Annotated in this window: 20 protein-coding genes and 2 tRNA genes; 10 read left to right on the top strand and 12 right to left on the bottom strand. The window is 63.2% G+C overall.

Annotated elements, in window-relative coordinates; all coding sequences use genetic code 11:
- Window positions 1-95: 95 nt before the first annotated feature.
- The 4 genes from OXH56_02430 (at window position 96) to OXH56_02415 (ending at window position 3,920) form a co-directional block, all read left to right on the top strand.
- Entirely contained in the window at window positions 96-1,136 is a 1,041-nt protein-coding gene (locus OXH56_02430) for a zinc-dependent alcohol dehydrogenase family protein (protein ID MCY3554156.1), read from the top strand.
- A gap of 34 nt (window positions 1,137-1,170) precedes the next feature.
- On the top strand, window positions 1,171-1,773 hold the full coding sequence (locus OXH56_02425; GenBank protein MCY3554155.1) for a DUF899 family protein: 603 nt from the start codon (window positions 1,171-1,173) through the stop codon (window positions 1,771-1,773).
- A 70-nt stretch (window positions 1,774-1,843) separates the two neighbouring features.
- Window positions 1,844-2,950, top strand: a complete 1,107-nt coding sequence (locus tag OXH56_02420; GenBank protein MCY3554154.1) for an ankyrin repeat domain-containing protein — start codon at window positions 1,844-1,846, stop codon at window positions 2,948-2,950.
- A 25-nt stretch (window positions 2,951-2,975) separates the two neighbouring features.
- Entirely contained in the window at window positions 2,976-3,920 is a 945-nt protein-coding gene (locus OXH56_02415; protein ID MCY3554153.1) for a D-2-hydroxyacid dehydrogenase, read from the top strand.
- Window positions 3,921-4,003: 83 nt separating this feature from the next.
- On the opposite strand, the gene OXH56_02410 is transcribed toward OXH56_02415, so the two are convergent.
- From OXH56_02410 to OXH56_02400, 3 genes are read right to left on the bottom strand one after another with little or no spacing between them, the layout of a single operon-like run.
- Window positions 4,004-5,089 (bottom strand): DUF3500 domain-containing protein, encoded by a 1,086-nt coding sequence (locus OXH56_02410; protein MCY3554152.1) that lies wholly within the window; start codon window positions 5,087-5,089, stop codon window positions 4,004-4,006.
- Window positions 5,090-5,134: 45 nt separating this feature from the next.
- Window positions 5,135-6,034: an amidohydrolase family protein gene (locus OXH56_02405; GenBank protein MCY3554151.1), complete on the bottom strand. Its 900-nt coding sequence runs from the start codon at window positions 6,032-6,034 to the stop codon at window positions 5,135-5,137.
- A gap of 12 nt (window positions 6,035-6,046) precedes the next feature.
- Complete coding sequence (locus OXH56_02400) at window positions 6,047-6,769, bottom strand: phytanoyl-CoA dioxygenase family protein (protein ID MCY3554150.1); 723 nt, start codon at window positions 6,767-6,769, stop codon at window positions 6,047-6,049.
- 199 nt (window positions 6,770-6,968) lie between these two features.
- Here OXH56_02400 and OXH56_02395 point away from each other — a divergent pair, with 199 nt between their 5' ends.
- Together OXH56_02395 and OXH56_02390 are read left to right on the top strand one after the other, a co-directional pair.
- The gene (locus OXH56_02395; protein ID MCY3554149.1) at window positions 6,969-7,598 is read left to right on the top strand and encodes a dTDP-4-dehydrorhamnose 3,5-epimerase family protein; all 630 of its coding nucleotides are present in this window, start codon (window positions 6,969-6,971) and stop codon (window positions 7,596-7,598) included.
- 72 nt (window positions 7,599-7,670) lie between these two features.
- Complete coding sequence (locus OXH56_02390; GenBank protein MCY3554148.1) at window positions 7,671-8,147, top strand: hypothetical protein; 477 nt, start codon at window positions 7,671-7,673, stop codon at window positions 8,145-8,147.
- Between the two features lie 63 nt (window positions 8,148-8,210).
- Here the strand turns inward: OXH56_02390 and OXH56_02385 are convergent, their stop codons facing one another.
- The 8 genes from OXH56_02385 to OXH56_02350 all read right to left on the bottom strand — a co-directional run bounded on the left by OXH56_02385 (window position 8,211) and on the right by OXH56_02350 (window position 16,652).
- Window positions 8,211-9,095, bottom strand: coding sequence for a sugar phosphate isomerase/epimerase (locus OXH56_02385; protein ID MCY3554147.1), 885 nt, complete (start codon window positions 9,093-9,095; stop codon window positions 8,211-8,213).
- Between the two features lie 89 nt (window positions 9,096-9,184).
- Window positions 9,185-11,074: a 3D-(3,5/4)-trihydroxycyclohexane-1,2-dione acylhydrolase (decyclizing) gene (gene iolD, locus OXH56_02380; GenBank protein MCY3554146.1), complete on the bottom strand. Its 1,890-nt coding sequence runs from the start codon at window positions 11,072-11,074 to the stop codon at window positions 9,185-9,187.
- Window positions 11,075-11,166: 92 nt separating this feature from the next.
- Window positions 11,167-12,330, bottom strand: coding sequence for a Gfo/Idh/MocA family oxidoreductase (locus OXH56_02375; GenBank protein ID MCY3554145.1), 1,164 nt, complete (start codon window positions 12,328-12,330; stop codon window positions 11,167-11,169).
- 106 nt (window positions 12,331-12,436) lie between these two features.
- Complete coding sequence (locus OXH56_02370; protein ID MCY3554144.1) at window positions 12,437-13,669, bottom strand: Nramp family divalent metal transporter; 1,233 nt, start codon at window positions 13,667-13,669, stop codon at window positions 12,437-12,439.
- A complete protein-coding gene (locus tag OXH56_02365; protein MCY3554143.1) occupies window positions 13,666-14,598 on the bottom strand; it encodes a sugar phosphate isomerase/epimerase in 933 nt (310 codons plus the stop codon). Before OXH56_02365 ends, OXH56_02370 begins: the two co-directional genes overlap by 4 nt.
- Window positions 14,595-15,680: a Gfo/Idh/MocA family oxidoreductase gene (locus tag OXH56_02360; GenBank protein ID MCY3554142.1), complete on the bottom strand. Its 1,086-nt coding sequence runs from the start codon at window positions 15,678-15,680 to the stop codon at window positions 14,595-14,597. Before OXH56_02360 ends, OXH56_02365 begins: the two co-directional genes overlap by 4 nt.
- Window positions 15,681-15,761: 81 nt before the next feature.
- Window positions 15,762-15,835, bottom strand: a tRNA-Arg gene (locus OXH56_02355).
- Window positions 15,836-15,908: 73 nt separating this feature from the next.
- Window positions 15,909-16,652: an outer membrane beta-barrel protein gene (locus OXH56_02350; protein ID MCY3554141.1), complete on the bottom strand. Its 744-nt coding sequence runs from the start codon at window positions 16,650-16,652 to the stop codon at window positions 15,909-15,911.
- Between the two features lie 257 nt (window positions 16,653-16,909).
- Here OXH56_02350 and OXH56_02345 point away from each other — a divergent pair, with 257 nt between their 5' ends.
- Both OXH56_02345 and OXH56_02340 read left to right on the top strand, forming a co-directional pair.
- Entirely contained in the window at window positions 16,910-17,263 is a 354-nt protein-coding gene (locus OXH56_02345; protein ID MCY3554140.1) for a helix-turn-helix transcriptional regulator, read from the top strand.
- A 13-nt stretch (window positions 17,264-17,276) separates the two neighbouring features.
- Window positions 17,277-18,296 carry a hypothetical protein gene (locus OXH56_02340; GenBank protein ID MCY3554139.1) on the top strand — a complete coding sequence of 340 codons (1,020 nt, stop codon included), beginning with the start codon at window positions 17,277-17,279 and terminating at the stop codon, window positions 18,294-18,296.
- 137 nt (window positions 18,297-18,433) lie between these two features.
- Here OXH56_02340 and OXH56_02335 read toward each other — a convergent pair.
- A tRNA-Arg gene (locus OXH56_02335) sits at window positions 18,434-18,507 on the bottom strand.
- Window positions 18,508-18,675: 168 nt separating this feature from the next.
- On the opposite strand from OXH56_02335, the gene OXH56_02330 reads away from it, so the two are divergent.
- The gene (locus tag OXH56_02330) at window positions 18,676-19,491 is read left to right on the top strand and encodes a hypothetical protein (GenBank protein ID MCY3554138.1); all 816 of its coding nucleotides are present in this window, start codon (window positions 18,676-18,678) and stop codon (window positions 19,489-19,491) included.
- A gap of 1 nt (window position 19,492) precedes the next feature.
- Window positions 19,493-21,021, top strand: a 1,529-nt coding sequence (locus OXH56_02325) for a helix-hairpin-helix domain-containing protein (GenBank protein MCY3554137.1), incomplete at its 3' end; no start/stop codon positions are given.

Raw genomic sequence — 21,021 nt, 5'->3', positions numbered from 1 at the left:
TGCCGATTTCATAGTCAACCAATCAGATTCACGAGGCGGGTACGTCCGAAGGCCCATCAGTCACCGGAACGCCCGCCAAGTCTTAGGACTGCTTGATGAAAGCCGCTGTAATGGACGCCTTCGGATCACCCCTCGAGGTGCGGGAAGTTCCCGATCCCGTGCCGTCGGAGGACGGCGTCGTAATCGAGGTAAGGGCCAACGGGATCTGCCGGAGCGACTGGCATGGATGGATGGGGCACGACCCATCCATCAAGCTGCCTCACGTACCGGGTCACGAATTTGCCGGCGTGGTCGTCGAGAAGGGCAGCCTGGTGCGCAACTGGCAGGTCGGCGACCGGGTGACCGTGCCCTTTTGCGGAGGATGCGGCACCTGCGAACAGTGCCTGGCCGGCCATCACCACATCTGCGACAATGAGTACCAGCCGGGGTTTACCGGTTGGGGCGCCTTCGCCGGCTACGTGACCATGCCCTACGCCGACGTGAATGTTGTGGGCCTCCCTGATGACCTGGACTTTGTCGAGGCCGCAAGCCTGGGCTGCCGGTTCATGACGGCGTTCCGCGGGGTGGTGGACCAGGGCCGGGTCACCGGCGGCGATTTCGTGGCCATACACGGATGCGGCGGGGTCGGGTTGTCGGCGACCATGATCGCTGCGGCCGTGGGGGCCGAGGTGGTCGCCGTGGACATCGACGAGACCCGGTTGCAGCTGGCGAGGGACTTCGGCGCACGGATGACGGTGAACGCAAAGACGAGTTCCGACGTGGTGCGGGAGATTCGGCAGAAGACAGGCGGCGGCGCCGTGGTCTCCATCGATGCCCTCGGGAGCAAAATCACCAGCCGCAATTCCATCCGGTGCCTGCGTAAGCGGGGCCGCCACGTGCAGATCGGATTGACCCTGGCAGACGAGGCCGACGTCCCGATCCCCATGAACGCGGTCATCGCAAAGGAACTTGAAATCGTGGGCAGCCACGGCATGCCGGCCCACCGGTTTCCCGACCTGCTGCGCATGGTTACCTCCGGCGCGCTGCAGCCCGGCCGCCTGGTCGGCAAGACCGTCGCGCTCGAAGAGGCCGGCTCCGAACTGGAAGCCATGGGCCGGTTCAGCCAGACGGGCGTCACGGTCATCGACCGGTTCTGACGGTCATCGACCGGTTCTGACGAAAGGAATACGCGTGTCCGAGCAGGAAATCGTTGCCCTTGAACGGCAAATCTTCGAACTCACCGCAAAGTTGAACGAATTGCGGCGCGAGAACGCTCCCCGGCCGGTTCCGGAGTACAAGTTCGACACCCTGACCGGAGAGATCGCCCTGCTCGACCTTTTCGCCGGCCGCGACCGCCTGCTGGCCATCCACAACATGGGACAGGGCTGCCGTTACTGTACGCTGTGGGCAGATGGATTCAACGGCATGCTGGCCCATCTCGAGGACGCCGTGTCCGTCGTGCTCCTTTCCGGCGATCCCCCCGCCTTGCAGCGTGACTTCGCCAATTCACGGAACTGGCGCTTTCGACTCGCTTCCCACGGGGGCGGCGCGTATATCGTGGAACAGACGGTAATGGCGGGCGTGGAGAACATGCCCGGTGCGGTGCTCTACGAACGGCAGGGCGACCAGGTACTGCGGAAGAACAGCTGCGTATTCGGCCCCGGCGACCTGTACTGCTCCCTCTGGAGCCTGCTGGGCCTTGCGGGTCTCGGCGAAGCGGAATGGACACCGCAGTACCGTTACTGGCGCCTGCCCGAGAAGATGGACGATGGCGGCGCCAATCTGCTCGAATAGCGGCTAGCCCGTTTAAGGGGTTCATGCTTCAGCGGTCGCTGCAGTGCGCAACAGGGCTGCGGGAGGCGTGGTGCGCGACAGTCCAGCCATCAAACTGTTCCTCGGAAACTGGTTCCTTCGCGAAGCGCAGTTGCCGGAGCTTACCCGGGCGGAAGCGCAACTCATCGAAGCCGCTACCGGACCGGACCCGGGACGATGGGATGGCCGGCCGGATCTGTCGCGGATGAACGCGATCCTTGCCGAAAACCCGACCGTACTCAATCGCATCGGCGCCTACCTGCTTACCGTCGTTGTCGGCATGCGCGGCTGTGGAGGCGCGGTATCGCTTCTGCTTGATCGCGGCGTGCCCTTCAACATCGATACCCGTTCCCACAACGTACTCCACGAAGCGGCCTGGGCGGGTTCCGTCGATACGCTCGAAGCCGTTTTCACTTCGGGCGCGGCGGATGCCACACCGGTGTCCGTCGAAAAACCCCATACAGGCTGGCCCGCGAACCTTTCCCTCATGTACTGGGCTGCCTGGGGCGGGTTTCCCCTGGTCGCCAGCCTCCTGATCGATTACGGCGTCGGGATACACCACGAACTGCCGATCAAGGGCAACGGGGAGCGGGGCGAAACGTCCCTGCACGAGGCCGTGGCCCCGGGACGCTGGGGCGACGACGATGCACCCAGGAACCGGGGCAAGCGTAAAGTCGCCCGCATGCTCATCGAGGACGGCGCGGCCTACGACGCTTGCGCGGCGGCGGGAATGGACGACATCGCCCGTCTCGAGGCGATCATGACTACCGATCCCGAACATGCCGTGTCGACGGGCGCCTACGGGATGACTCCCCTGCACTGGGCGTCGAGGGCGGGTTCGCTGGAAAGTCTGCAGTGGCTGCTGGACCACGGCACCGAGGTCGATGCTCGAAACGACGCCCATCGCACGTCCATGCAGCTTGCGGCCGAAAGCGGCCGTCCGGAGGCCGTGAAGCTGCTGGCGGCGGCCGGCGCCGACCTGAACACGCAGGATCGCAAAGGTCGCACTCCGCTCCATCGCGCAACGTACGAAGGACACGCCGAGGCCGCGGAAGCACTGCTCGCCGCGGGTGCGGACACGACCGTGCGTAACAGGAACGGAAAAACTGCCTTCGAAATAGCCAGGAAGAGCGCTTCCTATCTCAAGAAACGAACCTGATTCCCGACTCCCCCGAGGTGCAGCCATGAATGTCCTGCTCAGGATGAATCTGATCGAACCCCTCGTCGACGAGATCCGCCAGGTCGACGAGAAAGTACGGGTGGTAAGTGTGGATTCGGAAGAGGAGGCGCTGGCCGTCATGCCGGAGATCGAAGTGGTCTGCGGCGAGATCACCCGGGCCCTCTTCGCGCGAAGGAGGAAGCTCGCCTGGATCCAGAGCTGGGGCGCCGGCGTGGACGGACTGCTTTATCCCGAACTGGTGGAGAGCGACGTGGTGCTATGCAGCGCGAAGGGCTTCGTGGGCGTGCACCTGGCCGACCACGCCATGGCACTTCTGCTCGCGCTGACCCGGGGCATCCACACCGCGATCCGCAATCCGGGCTGGGATCCGCGCTGGCCCATCCGCGACGCCTCGTGGGAACTGGTGGACCGGACCATGGGCATCGTGGGTCTGGGCGGGACCGGCCGTGAACTGGCCAGGCGGGCGGCCGCCTTCGGCATGCGCGTCGTCGCCGTGGATCCGGAGGACGTGGAGGTGCCGCCCGAGGTGGAAGCCTGCTGGGGCATGGATCGGTTCCACGCCCTCCTGGAACAGTCGGACGTCGTGTCCGTCTGCGCGCCGTTGACGGCGGAGACGGATGGATTATTCGACCGGACCGCCTTCGCCCGCATGCCGGATCACGCGCTGTTGATCAACGTCACCCGGGGCAGGATCGTCGACGAAGCGTCCCTGCTAGAAGCGCTGGAAGGCCAGCGGATCGGCGGCGCGGGCCTGGACGTGGTGCCCCAGGAGCCGCTGCCCGGCGACCATCCGCTGTGGAAGATGGACAACGTGGTGATCACGCCCCATACCGCAGGGGGTTCTCCCAACCGGGACGGCCGGTGCGTGGCCCTGTTCTGCGAGAACCTGCGTCGTTATCTGGATGGACGTACGCTGAAGAGCGTGATCGACAAGCGCAAAGGGTACTGAATCCGCGTCCGCCGGCGCTCCGCTTCCCCCGAGAGCTCTTCAGGAAATCCGATCGGGCCACGTCCGGGAATCACGCCACCCGATCAGTGGCGGTGTTCCACCCCGTGGTCGTGCGCGGTGTGGTAGTGGTGGGCGAGCAGGTCCGCGCCGAAGTCGTTCGTCGGGTTGCGCCATACCGTGTGCACGTGGTTGGCGTCGTTCTGCACGTTGTCGTATTCCACCAGAAACCGTCCGCCCTGCAGGCGGTAGTAGTGGGGTTGCCGGGCTTCCAGGCCGCCCGCCCAGGCCAGGTGGACGTCGCCCACGCCGTGCTTCCTTAACAGGTCGGATTCGATCTCGGCGACGGCGTCGGGCATGCGTTGAATGTATTCGCCGATGAGGGTCTCCAGTATCTCCCGCTGCCCGTCGTTCATGCCTGCCCCGGCGAGGCCGCGGGGCGTTTCCGTATACCGCACCACATCATAGGGCACGTCCGTTCGGGCCAGCCGGTCCGGTTTCTCCCTGTTTTCCTCTATAAATCGCTGATTCACCGTGACGATGTCCCCCGGCGGAACCGCCGCGATCAGCGCGTTGTGCCTTTGTTCTTCGTCCAGGGCGCGCACCAGTTCCCGCGCCAGGTCTTCCACGTTGCCCAGGGGCCGGAGCGCACTGACGCCGTTGAGCGCGGCCGATGCCGGATTCGCCCCGAAGAAGAAGGGCGTGGGCGCGACGATCTTCCCCCCGGCGATGGTATAGTTGATGGAAACGTGATGCCCCTCGAATTTCCAGCCCCAGGGATCGCGGTCCGATGGCGTGCCGAATAGGGACACGTAGTAATCGGAAGGATCCCGCCAGTTGCCCGACGACCATCCCTCCCGGGCATCCAGCGTGGCTTCCAGGCCCATGATGGTCGTCGTCGTAGCGTAACCCGTTCCGCTCAGACCGGTGGCCACGAACTGCAGGGCCCGGCGCCGCTGTCCCCGGTCCATCTCCCCGAGCGGCAGGCCTTTACGCGCCAGGGGCACATAGTCCCAGAAGGTGCGTGCGTCATCGTCTTCGAAGGGAAAGAGCGCTTTCGCCCGCTGATCCGGGGCCAGGACGGCCGTGAAACTGGCGGCCGCTTCTCCCATCCGTTGAACCAGGGCCTGGATGTGTGCGTTAGTCAATAAACCGTTATGCTCGTCGCTCATTTTGGTCTCCGATCGGAACGTAGACGCATAATGTTGCGATCCGTATCACTTCAGATCCGGAAAGCGCAGGAACCGCCTGGCCGTGCCGCCCATGATCGCCTCGTACTCATGGGGCTTGATTTCGGGCATGGTCTCTTCGATCAGATGCGCCAGCTTGTCGTACCCCGGCTCCTCGTAGATCCACGGAAAGTCCGTGGCCCACATGAGCCGGTCGGCTCCGAAAGTGCCCAGGAAGTTCCTGTGCCATCCCGCCAGATCGGGGTAGGGGTATGGTTCTTTGCTGAAGGCGTAGTGGCCCGACAGTTTCATCGTCACGTTTTCGTAGGTACTCAGCCGGTGCGTGGTGTGAAAGGCCGGATTGTACGGCACGATGTCGATCTGCGGCCGTCCCCACTGGTCCGTTCGGCCCTTGCCCAGTCCCGGACAGATGCCCAGGTGGTTGATGACGACGCGCACCTGGGGAAAGGCGTCGACGAGCCAGGCGATCAGGTGGGCGTCCTCCGCCCGCACGTACAGCCATAGGACGAGGTCTTTCGCCGCCGCGTGCCGCCAGATGGGGTAGGTCGTGAACGTGCGTACGTCTACGGGATCAAAGGGATCCGGGGGGCCGCCGACCATGCCGAGACGAAAACCCACGATCCCCGTTCCGTCCGTCAACCGGTCCATGTGCTCCTCCGGCGCGCCGTAGACCGGTTCGGGAATGAGCCCGATGCCCAGAAAGCGATCGGGATAAGACCTGAGGCAATGGAGCAGGTAGGCGTGCTGCGCCACGCTCGTGCCGCCGATCTGTACCAACATGGCCTGGTCGATGTCGCTGGCGGCCATGTAGGACATCAGCTTTTCGACCGTTTCCTCCCGTTCCGGAGGCGTACTCCCACCAGCTTCTCTCGGAAACTCGCGGGTCACCTTCGCGAATACGTGACCGTGGGCATCGATACGTGGCATGCGGCTCCCTGCTTATGATAACCCGAAAAACCGGCGCCGGTCCGGCGTGTTCAGCGACGGGGCAAGGTGGGCGTACCTATCGGGATCGATCTTCCCGGGCGTACGCTTTTCGTAGGTGAGGATGATCGACTTACGCGGGATTCCAGTCTGGTTATGCATGGCCACGTGCCATCCGTAGGTATTGAACATGATGGCCGTTCCCGCACTGCCCGGAAACCGCTTGTGGCCGGGCATGGCTTCGAGGTTCTTTACGCGGGGGTAGGGCCCCGCGCCGGGCCGGTGGCTGCCCGGGACGTAGGCAAATTCCCCGCCGCCGCGCTCGACGTCGTCCACATAGACCTGCACCTTGATATGGAGCGGATGATCCGGGGGGACGTCGGGATGCCATCCCGTGTAACCCATGGGCCAGATCGGCGTCGTCCGGACCTGCTCGCCGATGAAGATCATGTCGTCTTCGGTAAAGGCCCTCACGAATTCGAAGTAACGCGGCTGGTCGAGGATGTCGATGAAGACCTCGTCCTTTTCCAGCACGTTGGGAATGTCGAAATAGGTCGCCGCGAGTTCCCCCCGGGCGACCCTGTCCAACCAATCTGATTTGCAGGCGGCGGCCCAGTGGTCGAAAGCCTTCTGGAGGCGCTCCAGCATATCGCCCTGAATCGCGTCCTCGAAGACGAGATATCCCTGTTCCTCCCACTGTTTCCATTCCGTCGGGGTGGGACCGGATTCTGCGGTCATTCGTGACTTCTTTCTTCTCGATTCAGGATAGTGGCGCTGGTGTATTCGGGAATCAACAGCAACGATCCGACGCTGTCAAGCGCGACGGACTTACGGTGTCAGGCATGACGGTGTAGCACGCAGGATTTCCTCCTTGCCCGGATCTTCCTCACCGGTCTATCTTCAGCGTGCGTACGAACGCTCAAGAAAGGAGAAGCACTTGAAGATCGAAACCGTTGAATCCCTCGTGATCCCCGAGTTGAAAGTAGTGCGCTTCGGCCGCTTCAGGGATGACCGGGGGTACTTCACCGAGTCCTACCGGCTGGGGGATCTTTCCAGCAACCCGGAGACGGCGTTTCTCCGCGATGTCCGGTTTCTACAAATCAACGAGAGTTTCTCCCGCGCCGGCGTGGTCCGAGGCCTCCATTTCCAGTGGAACCCCCACATGGGAAAACTGGTCCGCGCCGTCAGGGGCCGCATTGTGGACCTGGCACTCGATATCCGGCTGGGTTCGCCCACCCTGGGCAAGATCGTTGCACGTGATATTTCGGAAGAACCTGATGTGGATCATGCCGAGTGGATCTGGGTGCCGCCGGGTTTCGCCCACGGTTTCTTCTGCCTGACCGACTGCCTCCTGGAGTACCTGTGCAGCGGGGAGTACAGCCCCGGCAACGAGGCCGGCATTTCGCCCCTGGCAACTGACCTGGACTGGTCGCTTTGCGATCGCGCGATGAAGCGCGCATTCGACGAGATCGTCACGGGAGAACCCATCCTGTCCGAAAAGGACCGGGACGCGTTTACCTTGAACGGCTGGCTTGCGGATGCACGGTCCTCGAACTTTATGTACTGAACGCGCAGCAATGTCGTCGTGCAACAGCAGTACCACGGCGTAATGCATGCTTCAATGAATGGGAGAACCTTTATGACATCGGATCAACCGTCGCTCTGGTCAGACATCCGCGGGCTCGTTTTCTTCGGCTGGATCGTCGCGGCGACGCGCCTGCTGCTGGATTTCGTCGCGCCTGAACAGTCCATGTTCATCGGCGTGTACTTCCTGATGCCCCTGGCGTACCTTTACTACGGTCTGAAAGGCAGGTGGGACCATCTGGCCTGGAGGCGGGTGGCGGGGTCGCTGCTCGTCGTGGTATTCCTGGTCTGGTTCATTCCAAACCTGGTTTCTTACAGTACCGCGTTATTCGCAGGCCTGGATCACGGACGGTTCTCACCGCAGAACTTCGTGAGGGTTTTCGATGATGAGGGACCGGTCATGACCATTCTGAACGGCGCCATGGTTGCGGGGGGCACCTTCCTCGCCGGATCGGTCTGGAGCGTCTCATTGGGTACGCTGTTCATCTGGCTGCCGGGGGCGATGCGAAGGCGGCAGGCTCGAGCCGGGTGACCGGACCTGTAGATCAGGCCCGCCGCGTCCCTGGAATCGCCGTTCGTAAGGCCCGCCGCGTAGCTAAAACCCGATTTCCCGCAAATACTCGAGCGTACGCTTCGCGATCGGGAAGGGTTTGTCGAAAGGCGCCGGATACATGTCCTGTTCCACGATAGCGTAACCGTCGTAGTCGATGCGCTTCAGCAGCCTAAGCAGTGCCGGAAAATCGACCAGACCCACCGAAGGTTCGCAGAACAGGTCCATGGCCACCGCGTCGGCGAAGGGGATGTGCTCGGCTTCCACCTTCCGCTGTTTCTCCGGATCCACGCTTTTGAGATGGAGGTAGGGGATCCGGTCGCGATGTTTTTCGAGGAAGGCCACCGGATCTCCGCCGCGGTAGGCGTGGTGGCCCACGTCGAAACACAGCGACACGCGCCCGCGGTCTGTATCCGCCAGGAAGCGTTCGATCTGTTCCTCGTATTCGACGTGGGTCTCCGCGTGGGGGTGGAACACGAGATGGAGTCCGAATGAGCTGCGGGCGAGATCGGCCACGCGGTGGGTCGTGTCGATAAGGCGCCGCCAGTTTTCGTCGTCCAGGGTCCGGGGTTCGATCAGTTCGCCGGTGAACAGGTCGGAGTAGGTCCCGTCGATCAGGACGAGAAAACCGGCGCCGGTGGCGGCCAGCAGTTCTCCCGCGCCCAACACCTGCTGCTCCAATTCGTGCCAGCGGTCCGGATCCTCGAGGTTCCCCATGGCGAAGGCGCTGGTCACCTTCAGGTTATGCGCCGCAAGCTCCCGCTGCAGCCGGTCGATCTCCGTGGGCAGATAACCATAGGGCCCCAGCTCGATCCACGTGTAGCCGGCTTCGGCCACCTCGTCCATGAATCGCCGCCACGGAGTCTGCCTCGGATCGTCGGGAAACCAGACGCCCCAGGAATCCGGCGCGCTGCCGATGCGGATGTTCACGGAATCCTCCTCATATCCTTCTCCCTTAGGACGCCGCATCGTGAGCGCGGCGAAGCAAGCGCGTTAAATGTGGCGTCGCGGAACTATCGCTAGTAGTGGAACCGCTGGCTGGTGCGCCGTTCGGCCTCGTAACCTTCGCGTAGTTTCCGCGTCATGGGATCGTTGGTCGCCTCGGCGGAAGCGATGTCCCACCATACGTCGGACGGCGGCAGGTAGCGGTGTTTCTCGGTCTCGCACACGATTACGCAGGCCCGCGTCTCCGCCCGGGCTTCCCGGAGCGCCTTCTGCAGCTCGTCCGGTGACTTCACGTGCCACGCCCGTGCGCCGAAACTCCTGGCGTTGGCCGCGAAATCGATCTCCAGGTATTCCCCTTCGAGACGGTCCGAACCGGCGTCCCGACCGCGGAACTCGTTGCCGAAGGACCGGCCCGCCCGGGCCATCTGCAGGGCCCGGATGATCTGGTAACCGTGGTTCTCGGAGATGACGACGGTCACCTTGAGGCCCTCCTGCATGGCGGTCATGAGTTCGGTGGGATTCATCAGGTAGGTCCCGTCGCCGATGTAGACATAGATTTCGTCGTGTGTCCCGGCCATGCGGGTGCCCAGTCCGGCCGGCAGTTCCCAGCCCATGCACGAATAGCCGAATTCCAGGTAACAGGCCGCGCCGCCCGTCACGTCCCACAGCCGGTGCAGGTCGCCCGGCGGGCTGCCGGCGGCGGCGATGACGCAGTCGCCTTCCCGGGCTTCGCTGTTCAGGGTCTGGATGAGCCGGGCCTGGCTCATGGCCTCACCGGGATGGTCGACGTACACTTCTTCTTTCAGCGACCTGTGGTAGGCGTCCATGTGGCGGCCGATCTCCGCTTTGTACGTGTCGTCGGGCCGGATGCCGGCTTCCCTTGCGGCTTCGGCCAGGGCGGTCAGCGCCTCCAGGGCGTCGGCCGTGACCGGCAGGGCGCCCTGCTTGTAGGCGTCGTGGCCAGCCACATTGATGCCGATGAACCGGACGTCGGGATTCGCAAAGACCGACTGCGATCCGGTGGAAAAATCGGTCAGCCGCGTCCCCACGGCGATGACCAGGTCGGCCTCGGCGGCGATTCTGGCACCTGCGGGTGTGCCGGTCACGCCGAACCCGCCGATCGCCCAGTCCGAGGCTTCGCGCATGGCGCCCTTGCCGCCGAAGGTCTCTCCCACGGGGATGCCGCAGGTCTCGGCGAAGGCCGCGAGGGCGTCCCAGGCTTCCGAGTAGTGGACGCCGCCACCCGCGATGATCATCGGCCGCTTCGCCCCTTTCAGCAACTCGACCGCCTCCGCGATTCGCGCTTTCGTCGGCGGCCTGCGCTCCACGCGCCACACCCGTTTCTCGAAGAAGTGGGCCGGGTAGTCGTAGGCGTGGGCCTGCACGTCCTGGGGCAGCGAGATCGTCACCGCGCCCGTATCCGCCGGATCGGTAAGGACGCGCATGGCTTCCGGCAGGGCGGTCAGCAGTTGTTCGGGCCGGTTGATCCGGTCGAAGAAGCGGCTGACCGGGCGGAAACAGTCGTTGACGCTCACCTCGGCTGACACCGGGTGCTCGAGTTCCTGCAGCACCGGACCCTGGTACCGGGTGGCGTAGTAGTCGGACGGCAGCAGGAGCACGGGCAGGCGGTTGATCGTGGCCGTGGCCGCGCCGGACAGCATGTTGGTCGATCCCGGACCGATAGAGGCCGTGCACGCTATGGTGGCCATGCGGTGGTTCACCTTGGCGTATCCCGAGGCCGTGTGCACCATGGACTGCTCGTTGCAGGGCTGGTGGTAGGTCAGGTCCTGTCCGTACTCGAAGAGGGCCTGGCCCAGCCCGGCCACGTTCCCATGGCCGAATATGCCGAATATGGCGGGGATGAAACGACGCTCCACGCCGTCGCGCTCGCTGTACTGCACGGACAGGTACTTGACCACCGCCTGCGCCGTGGTCAGGCGGACCTTATCGTGGGGATATGCCATGATCTGCTCCTTCGTTTAGATACCTGGTCCCGGTCGATTCGGGCGGTGCCGGCCGGCCGCGATCGATCAGTCGATAGCCGGCGCCAGGTAACTCAGCCGATTTCCTGCACCGTTTCCCATCGGTCGGACGACCAGGAGCGCTCCACTGCGGCCAGCACCTCGGCCACGGCCCGCGCTTCACTGAAGCCGGGCTCGCCCTGCCTGCCCGCCGCGATGGACTGCAGGAAGTGAGAGGTCTCGATCGCCTTGAGGTCGTTGTATCCGAGTCCCACGGCCGGCCCGGGGTTGAAGTGTACATGCCCGGGATAGGCCGGGCCGCTCTGCAGCGTGACGAACCCGTCCTGCGGACCGTCGACCGTGTACCACTGCAGTTCGTTCATGCGCTCGAAGTCCCATCGGACCGCGCCCCTCGTGCCGTGGATCTCGAAGGCCATCTGGCATTTCGTTCCCTGGATCACGCGGTCGACTTCGAAGGTCCCCCGGGCGCCATTCTCGAACTCCACCAGTGCTCCGGCGTAGTCTTCATTCGTCACGGGTTCGCGCTGCCCGCCGGTCCCGACGGAGAAGTGGGTTCCCTCGCCGGCCGGCGCGACAGGCCGGTCTTCGATGATCAGCGCCTTCTGCCCCACCACGCGTCTGATGGGACCCGCGAGGAGGTGGGCCATGTCGACGACGTGGGACATGAGATCGCCCAGGGCGCCGCTCCCGGCATCCTCTCTTCGGAAGCGCCAGGAGAGCACGCCGTCGGGATGGCTCGCGTAGCCCGCGAAGAACCGGCCGCGATAGTGGGTGAGGTCGCCCAGCGCACCGTCGGCGACAAGCGTTCGCGTATGCTGCACCAGCGGCGCCCACCGGTAGTTGTAACCGACCCAGCTCAGCACGCCTGCTTCGGCGGCTGTCCGGGCGATTTCGGCCGTTTCCGCGGGGGAGCAACCCACGGGCTTCTCACAGAAGATATGCTTGCCTGCCGCTGCGGCGGCCCGGACCATGTCCAGGTGGAGATGGTTCGGCGCGGTGATATTGACCACGGATACGTCCGGGTCTTCCATGACTTCGCGCCAGTCCGTCGTGGTCCTGGTGAATCCCAGCATGTCCCGGGCCTGCTCGCATCGCGCGGCCACGTCGTCGGCGCAGACGACCAGTTGCGGTAACAGCACGCTTTCGGGAAAGCGCTGCCGGACCTGGTGGTAGGCGCGGCCGTGTACCATGCCCATCCACCCCATGCCGATGATGCCGATGCCGATTTTCGAGGCCATGGCCGCCGCTCCGGTTCATCGATCGACCGATCGCCGGGGTCGGGTGCTCCGCAAGATCGCGAGGACCGGCCGCCTAATCTCAAGGTCGGCCGAATGATCGCCCGGGTCAACCCACGGCGTCGATCAACTGATTTACGCCGAGATACAGGAAGAGGACCAGTGCGAGGACGAGGAGTACGTTCAGCAGCCACCCCGTCTTCAGGTTTCCGACCCATTCACGTTTCGAGTTCATGTACAGCAGGGTGCCGGCCAGGAACGGCATGAAGAAGGCGCCGACCACCGTATAGATGATGACGATGGAAACCGGCCGGTCGAAAAGCAGCAGGACCATGGTCGGAAAGGTCAGGAACAGCAGGAACCCGCGGTAGTACCGGGAATCGGTCCGGACCATGGCCTCCCGGGCCTCGCTGGACGCCCTTTTGAACAGCGCCATGAAATCGGCGAACAGGTAGGGGATGCCTTGCCAGACCCCCAGCACCGAGGTGATGACCGCGGCCCAGAAGCCCAGGTAGAGGGACCACCGCCCGAAGGGTCCCAGTGCCAATTCCAGCCGGTCCGCCATGCCCAGGACGATATCGATGCCCACGGCTTCGGGACGTATCTGCGCGCCGAGAATCATGACGGCTATGCCAAAGAACCCCGTCAGGATATAGGCGCCGCCGAGATCGATCCGTATGCCCTTGAGCCACTCGCTGCCCTCGCGGCCGGCTTCCCGGATCCAGTACCCGTAGCACATGACCGACAGGCTGCCGCCCACGCCGCCCAGGACGCTCAGAACGGCGACCACCGAACCCGACGGCGCACTCGGCAGGGCGATGCCGCGCAGGAGGTCGCCGAGATCGGGGCGGAGGGCCCAGGCGCTGATCAGGAAGCTTACGAACATCAGGCCGACGAGCACCTTCATGACGGTCAGGAAGAACCCGAAACGGCCCGCCCAGACCATGACGCACGCGGCCAGGGCGTGGATGACCCCCCACTGCGCAACCGAAAGCCCTGGAAAAACCGTGTGGCCGGCGATGCCGGAGGCCGAAAGCAGTCCCCCGCCGACCAGGAAGGACCAGATGAGGAGATAGAGCAGGAAGAAATACTGGACGGGCCTGCCGAGGCGCTTTACCCAGCCTTCCAGGAGTGTGGTGCCCGTCGCAAGCTGCCAGCGACCGACTCCTTCGTTCAGGGCGAACTTGAGCACGGCGCCCCAGACGAGGGCCCACAGCAGCACCGTGCCGAAATTCGCGCCGGCATTGGTGGCCGAAATCATGTCCCCGGCGCCCACTCCCGTGGCTGCGACAGCGATCCCCGGTCCCATCAGGGCGAGCATCTGGAAGAAGTTCAGTTTCAAATCTCGTCCCGCATCATTTCGTCCAGGTATTGCTTGCCGGACAGGATCGCGTTGAAGGGATCGGCTCCGGTGGCCAGCTCGATGCTGATGTACCCGTCGAAGCCGCCGTCCCGCATGATCCGGAGTGCCCGGCGATAATCGATCATGCCTTCGCCCAGGGGCGCGTTGATGTGCTGGGCGCGGTCTTCTTCCTGGAAGTAGATCCGCTGGATATTCTTGACGTGCCAGAAGTTGGTGTGGGGCGCGAGCAAGCGGCACACGTCGTCCCATCCGCCTTCGGGCGTCGCGTAGGCGAAGTAGAAATTGCCGAGATCCGGGTTCGCCTTGATCAGGGGATGGCCGACCAGGTCGATCAGCCGCAGCATACCCTCCGGGGTGTCCACGATGCTGTTCTGGTGGAGTTCCAGGGTCAGTTCGGTGCCCTCCGGTTCGGCTTCCCGCGCCAGTGACCGCAGCACGCTGGCGGCCTCTTCGTAGTCCTCGTCCCGCGCCCGCATGCTGCTGCCCACTGGATCGGACTGCCCCCGGAGGTCCTGCTCGCGCACGCCCACTTCCCAGGGTTGGGGCGAGATGGACATGTTGACCAGCGGCGCGCCCGCGAGTTGGGCCGCCTTCACCGCCCTGTACAGCAAGCCCCGGTTCGTCGCCCGGACCTCCTCGGGCGCCGGCCAGGTGATGATCTTCCGCAGCACGGTCAGCCCGCCGATTTCGAGTCCGTGGCTCCGCGCCTCCTCGCCCAGTTCGACGAGTGCGTCGTCCGGCGCGTCGTAGAAATTGAACCAGGTCTCGCCCAGGTCGATCCCGTCGAATCCGTGGCGTACGAGCCAGTCCCACACCGGCTTTCGTTCTTCGGCGAGGGGATAACCCCGTTCCGCGGCTTCCGGCGAACGATAGCCACTCAGCGTGAGGGTACAGAAGACGATTTTCATGATGGATTCGCTCGCAGGTAGGCGTGAACGATGTCGCGGCACAGCGCGTGGTCCTGCCGCGCGCCGTAACCGTCTGTGACGGGTGGTTTCCCGTTCACGACGCAATCGTGGAAATGAACTAGCTCCAGCTTGAAGGCGTTCTGCTTGTTGACCACGAGTTCCTTCTTCCAGGGCTGTTCGCCGTCCATGCCCATCACCGTGACCGGCGACGGCAGTCCCCGGTCGAACCCCGTGGGGAACCGGATGCCCACGCGGCGCCCCGCACCAAAGACTTCCAGGGTCTCCCGGAAATCGTGGAGTTCGGGCAGGCTGGTCCAGGACGCCACGCACCGCGCGTCGTTCTCGTAGGCCAGCACGGTCGTCACACTCGTTCCTCCGCGCCAGACTTCGGCGCTGACCACCCGGTCCGGCGGACCGAAGAGGCCCCGCAGGCTGCTGATGTCGTGGATCATGCTGCCGGAAAGGGAGAAAAAGATCCTTCGTGCGGCCTCCGGCACGTCGCCGATGGCATCCTGGACGGCGCGCTCCCTTCTTTTCGTCGTATCCTCGATGACGTCCGGCGGTATGTCGTCGAAAGCATACAGCGTGTATTCACTCAGGTGCCGGTCGTTGCCGCAGTGAAGGTGGTTGGCCTGAATGAAGCGGATATCGGGCATGGCAAGCACCTCGTCCCGGGCGAAACGGTACCCTGGATCGTGCTGTTTCATGTACCCCACCATCAGCGTTTTGCCCGAAGCCTCGGCGGCCCCGATGATCCGGTCCGCTTCCCGCACCGAGTAGCACATGGGCTTTTCGATGAATACGTGCTTGCCCGCGTCCAGCGCGGCGACGGCCGCTTCGGTCTTGGGGTCGGCGAAACAGAGTAGCACGGCGTCCAGGTCGATGCCCAGGAGGTCCTCGTACCGGGTGACGCGGCTGTGTTTGGGTACGTGGTACATTTCGCCGATGAAGTCGACCAGCTTCGCGGAAGCGTCGCAGAGTCCGGCCAGTTCGTAACGGTCTCGAAGCTCGGCGATATTGGGCAGGTGTTGGATCTGGGCGATCGCGCCGCAGCCGACCACGCCGATCCTGATGCGGTCCATGGATACGCCTTTCCGGCCATCGATACTCTGGAACCGATGCCCTGCAGTCCATACTACAGATGGGGAAGTCGAAGAAGAGAATACGCCCGGAGGGATTCGAACCCCCGACCTACTGATCCGAAGTCAGTTGCTCTATCCAGCTGAGCTACGGACGCACGGGGAACCCACTGAGGCCAGCATTCGATATACGCATTGGGCGGTATGATGTCAACGAAATCAAGCGGCCATTCATCGGCCCAGACTGCGAACGAGGATAAGACGGAGGAAGGCGAACCGTTGATCGATACTATAGCGGCAAGGGCTCGAGAGACCGGCGGGTCCGCAAATGCCCGCGTTGACGCCAAGCCGGTTCGGGGCCTGGTGGTCAGTTGCTCCTGTATCCACGTAAAGGCCTTCGAAGCGGATGTTCCACGCACCGGTCACCTGCATCTCGATTCCTGAGCCCAAGACCCACCCGACGCGCGTCAACTGATCGTCGAATGAATCGTCGAGATCCACCTCCATCCGTCCGTCCGCTCCCGGGTCGAGATCGATGAACGAATTCGATATGCCGGCAATCGACACGCCGCCGTCGAGGAACACGCCGATTCGCCCGAAAGGCTTCCGAATGCCTATGCGCGCCGTACCGACCCAACGCAGATCCGACGTGGCCGTTTCGTCCATTCCGACGGGGTCCATCTGCCGGGATGCCGACGGAAGTCCGACGAACGTTCCGTCCATTTCGATTCGGATCGGTAGACGCCCCAGATGAAAGTGCCGCCCGGCCACGACACCGGCCGGGAATCCGGAATCGTCGTACTCGAACGTCTGCCCGGGGACGCCTTGTGATCCCGTAAAACCGTCGATGTCGGTGGATCGGACGTCCATTATACCCGGACCCGAGAATACGCCGATGTAGAAACCGATCGGGTTTTCCTGGGCTTGCGTGGTTCCCGCGGCGGTGATCAGTGAAGCGAGTGCAATAGCAAGCATACGCCAGCCACACCGCACTGTGCCTGGCCGGGATGATGCGGCCCGTGTGACAGGTTTTCCATGCGTTTTCTTCAGATTTCGTAAGCACCCCATGTTACGACTCATCCTTGTGCCTGATTCCAATGTGGAAATCCAGATGGATCGATATTACGCTTTCAAGGACTATTTAACAACTAATACGTACAAACCGGTGTTTCTTCGGAACTTTTTTATCAAAGAGGCTTGACAAGTGCCTGAATGTGTACTATATATAACATATGACACATTTTGGTAAACACATCCGTTCCCGCCGCGAGGCCCTGCGGAAGCAAGACAGGCGTTACTCCCTGCGCCAGGTGGCGCAGCGCATCGAGGTCGAGCCGGCCTACCTGAGCAAGATCGAGCGCGGCGATGTGGCGCCGCCTTCCGAGGCCACGACGCTCAAGCTGGCACGGGATCTGGGCGAGGACCCGGACGTGCTGCTGGCCCTGGCGGGCAAGGTGTCGAGCGATCTGCAGGAGATCATCCGCAAGCGGCCGAGGTTGTTCGCAGACTTGATCCGGAAGATGAAAGAGACTCCCGATCACGCCATCCTCAGGATAGTTCGCGAAGTGCGGGACGGTGAATGGTAACAGGAGGAAAGTGATGATATACCTTGAGCACGACCAGCTGGAAATACAATGCCCGGAAGTCCACGATCATGCACGGTGTTCGATCTCCTTTCAGCGTACGCTGCGCATCCCGGACGATGGGCAGGATTACCCCTTGCCCCCGGGCCTGGGTTGTTTTCCCCTGCGCCACCTGGATGACTACGCGGATCGCCTGCCGAACACGTGGGGCCGCAGGGGTGGTGTGATCATGCCGATGTTCCAGGCCGAAGCGATGTGGCTGAACTTCGACGGCTACCATGCTTATCCTTTTGCATTGAAGATCGCGACCGGTAAAATCTGCGCGGTCACTGGCGAAGACTGGATAAACTATCTGAATACCGATCCGCAAGACTACCTGGTATTGCCCGAACAACCGTGGCTTGATGGGTATTGCGTAGAAAAAGGCGTGATCCGCCAGTTCGTGGCCATGCCGCTGGGCAAGGGGTACACGGTCGAAGAGCAGTTGACGGGCTCGGCGCAGCATGGCGGCCTTCAGATAACGGCCTATCCCATGAAGGCGGAGCGCTATGAAGCGATGAGGGCGCGGGACGGACAATATCCATCGAACTACCCGAAACTGATGGAAATGCAAAGTCCCCAGGATGAGGGCATGGGACTAGCGCCCGGCGGCCGGATGCGCCAGGAGATCTACGAGGACGATTATGGCCTGGATGCCTGGGACCAGCGGCATCCCGTCCGGTGTTTCATTACCATCGCCAATTCGGCCCAGTGGATGGCGATAACCGGTGAGCGTCCGCCCATAGAACCGCCTACGGCCCAATACTATACCGAATCCGGCCTGCCCTGGTACGACTATTACGATGCCGATCACGAGGCCGTTTCGGGCAGCGATATCCTGAAGTCGGTGAAGAGTGTGGCACAGACCGGCAAGGAGAAAGGCGAAACGGCGCTGCCGGACAACGAATCGATCAACGGAACCCGGGTCGTATCGCTCCGGGACACCAGAAAACGCACGGTTCGGGAGTATACCGCCAGCGAATCGCAGGATTCGTGAGGACTGGTGTGCTCAGGAGGGGTCGTTGTCTTCGCCGGATGAAACGACGCCCCGGGATTTCATCTCTAGGTTCAAGCGGTATGATCGGAGAGATAGTTAGTCGAAGCCCGGTAATCCCGGAAGATGCGAGGTTGGTATACCCCAGGCAGGATTCGAACCTGCGACCCTCGGATTAGAAGTCCGATGCTCTGTCCAACTGAGCTACTGGGGCGAACCACCTTCAATATACGGGATCGGAGGTCTCTGTCAACACGAGAGTGGGACGTACTGGGATCGACTTTTTGCGGTAGAAAACGAGATTTCAGAAACGGCTTCCGACTGTTGAGATATGCCGCATTGAAGCGGTCACTCAACAGTTCATCTTCACATGGGAGCCAAAATGAAAAGATCTCTGATTCTACCGCTTTTGTTGTTACTCGCGACGCCGGGAACGGCATGGAGTGCTTTCGAACCGGTCTACGCCGGTGCCAGACCCGTCGGCATGGCGGGCGCTTTCGTGGCCGTCGCGGACGACGCCGAAGCGTCCTTCCTGAACCCGGGCGGTACGCCCAGGGTGGGCCGGCTTGCCTTGACGAGCTACTATACGCGGCTCTTCGGCATGAAAGAACTGGCTCAGTTGGCCGTCTCCGCCATCGCGCCGACCAGTCTCGGGCATTTCGGCCTGTTCTATCACGGACTGGGTAGCTCGCTGTACCGGGAAAGTATCTTCGGTCTCTCCTACGGACGTTCCATCGGCAGGCGGTTCCATGCGGGGCTCGCCCTGCGCCGATTAAGCCTTTCCATTAAAAACTACGATGGCGCTTCCGCCGTTGCGATGGACGCGGGCATCCTCCTGGATCTCCCCTTCGAACTTCGTCTCGGCGCGATGGCCCATGCCGTCGGCCGCTTCTCGGAGACCGGTTCCGCCGCGGAAAGCCCCCGCATCATCCAGGCGGGCTTGAGCAGGACGGGGGACCGTCTGACGGTTTCCTTCCAGCTCGACCGCCATCCGCGTCATGGCTACACCACGCGAGTGGGCCAGGAGTTTCGCCTGGCCGAGTCCGTTACGGTACGTGCCGGTCTGACCACCGATCCTTCCCTGTTCTACGTCGGCCTGGGCCTGGCGATGGGACGGGTCAAAACGGACTATGCCCTCTCGTCCCACGCCCTGCTGGGCATCACGCACCGGTTTTCCCTTACCATGGAGTTCGGTTGAGATGCGCCTGTTCATGAAACCGATATGGCGCATGCTGGCCGCCACGTCCCTGGTGGCGATGATGGGCTTGCCTGAAGAGCGGGCGGCCCAGGATCTGGACTATTCGATCGATGCACTGATAGACCGGGAAGCCGCCGATATCGATCCGGAGGACATCGCACTGCTGGTATCCCTGCGGCGCGACCCGCTCGATATCAACCGGTCGGGCCGTACCGAGTTGGAACAACTTCCGTGGATCACGCCGGCCCTCGCCGGCGCGATCGTGGCCTGGCGTGAAAGGCACGGACCCTTCGGCAACGCCGGGGAACTCGTACGGGTTCAAGGTTTCACGCCTGCCCTTGTTTCCCGGATCAGTCCCTTCGTTCGCGCGGCAGGAGGCGGCGCAGGGGACGATCCCAGTTTCGAGACCACCGGGCGACTGCGCCTGGCGCGAAGCCGCACAGACCGTCCCGACACGCCGGGAAACGGCATCCTGGGTATGCAGGCGGATATCGGCCTTGGAAGCAGGTTCAAGCTGGGTGGCCGGGGCGAACGCCGGGACCGGGGCGGCGAAACCCAGTGGCGGTCCGGATACGTGGATTTCGGCGGTTCGGCTACTTCCCGCAGACTGTTACTCGGATACTTTGAAATGGATTTCGGGCAGGGACTGATATGGCGCAGCCATTCGATCCGGCCTTCCACGGCCAGTCTCAGCGCGTCGGTGAAACGCCGCATCCGTGGCCTGCGGCCCGTGCGGACGACCTATGCATCCGGTGCCCGGCGCGGCGCAGCGCTGCAGATCGACCGTCGAGGTTTTCGCCTGACGGGGATGCTTTCGCGGGCCGATTCGGGAAATTGGGAACCAGGGGGCCGCATCGGCTGGAGCCGGAATAGTGGACTGGTCGGCATCTCGGTCCTTCAGTCTGAAGGAAGCCTGCGCGTGGGCGCGGACCTGGACTTCCTGTACGGCGGCACGAACCTGTTCGGTGAATTGGCCATCGACGACAAGGGTTACCAGACCGTTCAGGGAGGCATGGTCTGGAGCATGGAGGGCGTGGAAGGTGGGCTGACTTTCCACCGCCAGCCCGATGCCAGGTTGATAGAAAAGTCGGAAAGGTCGTGGCAGAGCCTGCTACTGCGCTGGCGGCCGGATCGCCGCACTACGCTTCAATTGAGCGTGGAACCACGGTTGACCTACCTGGAATTGTACCGGCGCAACACCCTACAGTTTCGCCGCAGAATGGGGCGCGGTGTCATAGCCTCCGGAGTGTGGCGCCGTGACATGGATGAAAGACAGACCACCGGGTCCGCTCCGCTGGATACCTGGCGGGGACAGGTGGCCTGGCGGACGCCGGCCCGGGTCCAGTGGCGAGCCCGCTATGAGCGACGCGGCCGGTCCGGATTGAAGCCCGAACACGATCTGCGGCTGTACATGCGGTACCGGTCCAGGGACCGCTTCAGTATGTCCGCGCAGTGGGAATATCGGCTCTCGGGGTTTTCCGCATCGGAGGACACGCTGGCCGGATTTTTCGGTCCGGAATCTTCGGTATC

This window comes from Gemmatimonadota bacterium (genome assembly GCA_026702745.1).
In the GTDB taxonomy this organism is placed as follows: Bacteria; JAAXHH01; JAAXHH01; order JAAXHH01; family JAAXHH01; genus JAAXHH01.
The sequence above is the reverse complement of the archived record's forward strand: the minus strand, read 5'-3'. Positions and strand labels throughout refer to the sequence as shown.

Excerpts from the sequence above, each read along its gene's own strand:
- OXH56_02430 (MCY3554156.1), top strand. The coding sequence starts at position 96 with ATGAAAGCCGCTGTAATGGACGCCTTCGGATCACCCCTCGAGGTGCGG.
- OXH56_02415 (MCY3554153.1), top strand. The coding sequence starts at position 2,976 with ATGAATGTCCTGCTCAGGATGAATCTGATCGAACCCCTCGTCGACGAG.
- OXH56_02410 (MCY3554152.1), bottom strand. The coding sequence starts at position 5,089 with ATGAGCGACGAGCATAACGGTTTATTGACTAACGCACACATCCAGGCC.
- OXH56_02405 (MCY3554151.1), bottom strand. The coding sequence starts at position 6,034 with ATGCCACGTATCGATGCCCACGGTCACGTATTCGCGAAGGTGACCCGC.
- OXH56_02400 (MCY3554150.1), bottom strand. The coding sequence starts at position 6,769 with ATGACCGCAGAATCCGGTCCCACCCCGACGGAATGGAAACAGTGGGAG.
- OXH56_02390 (MCY3554148.1), top strand. The coding sequence starts at position 7,671 with ATGACATCGGATCAACCGTCGCTCTGGTCAGACATCCGCGGGCTCGTT.
- iolD (MCY3554146.1), bottom strand. The coding sequence starts at position 11,074 with ATGGCATATCCCCACGATAAGGTCCGCCTGACCACGGCGCAGGCGGTG.
- OXH56_02375 (MCY3554145.1), bottom strand. The coding sequence starts at position 12,330 with ATGGCCTCGAAAATCGGCATCGGCATCATCGGCATGGGGTGGATGGGC.
- OXH56_02365 (MCY3554143.1), bottom strand. The coding sequence starts at position 14,598 with ATGAAAATCGTCTTCTGTACCCTCACGCTGAGTGGCTATCGTTCGCCG.
- OXH56_02360 (MCY3554142.1), bottom strand. The coding sequence starts at position 15,680 with ATGGACCGCATCAGGATCGGCGTGGTCGGCTGCGGCGCGATCGCCCAG.
- OXH56_02350 (MCY3554141.1), bottom strand. The coding sequence starts at position 16,652 with ATGCTTGCTATTGCACTCGCTTCACTGATCACCGCCGCGGGAACCACG.
- OXH56_02345 (MCY3554140.1), top strand. The coding sequence starts at position 16,910 with ATGACACATTTTGGTAAACACATCCGTTCCCGCCGCGAGGCCCTGCGG.
- OXH56_02340 (MCY3554139.1), top strand. The coding sequence starts at position 17,277 with ATGATATACCTTGAGCACGACCAGCTGGAAATACAATGCCCGGAAGTC.
- OXH56_02330 (MCY3554138.1), top strand. The coding sequence starts at position 18,676 with ATGAAAAGATCTCTGATTCTACCGCTTTTGTTGTTACTCGCGACGCCG.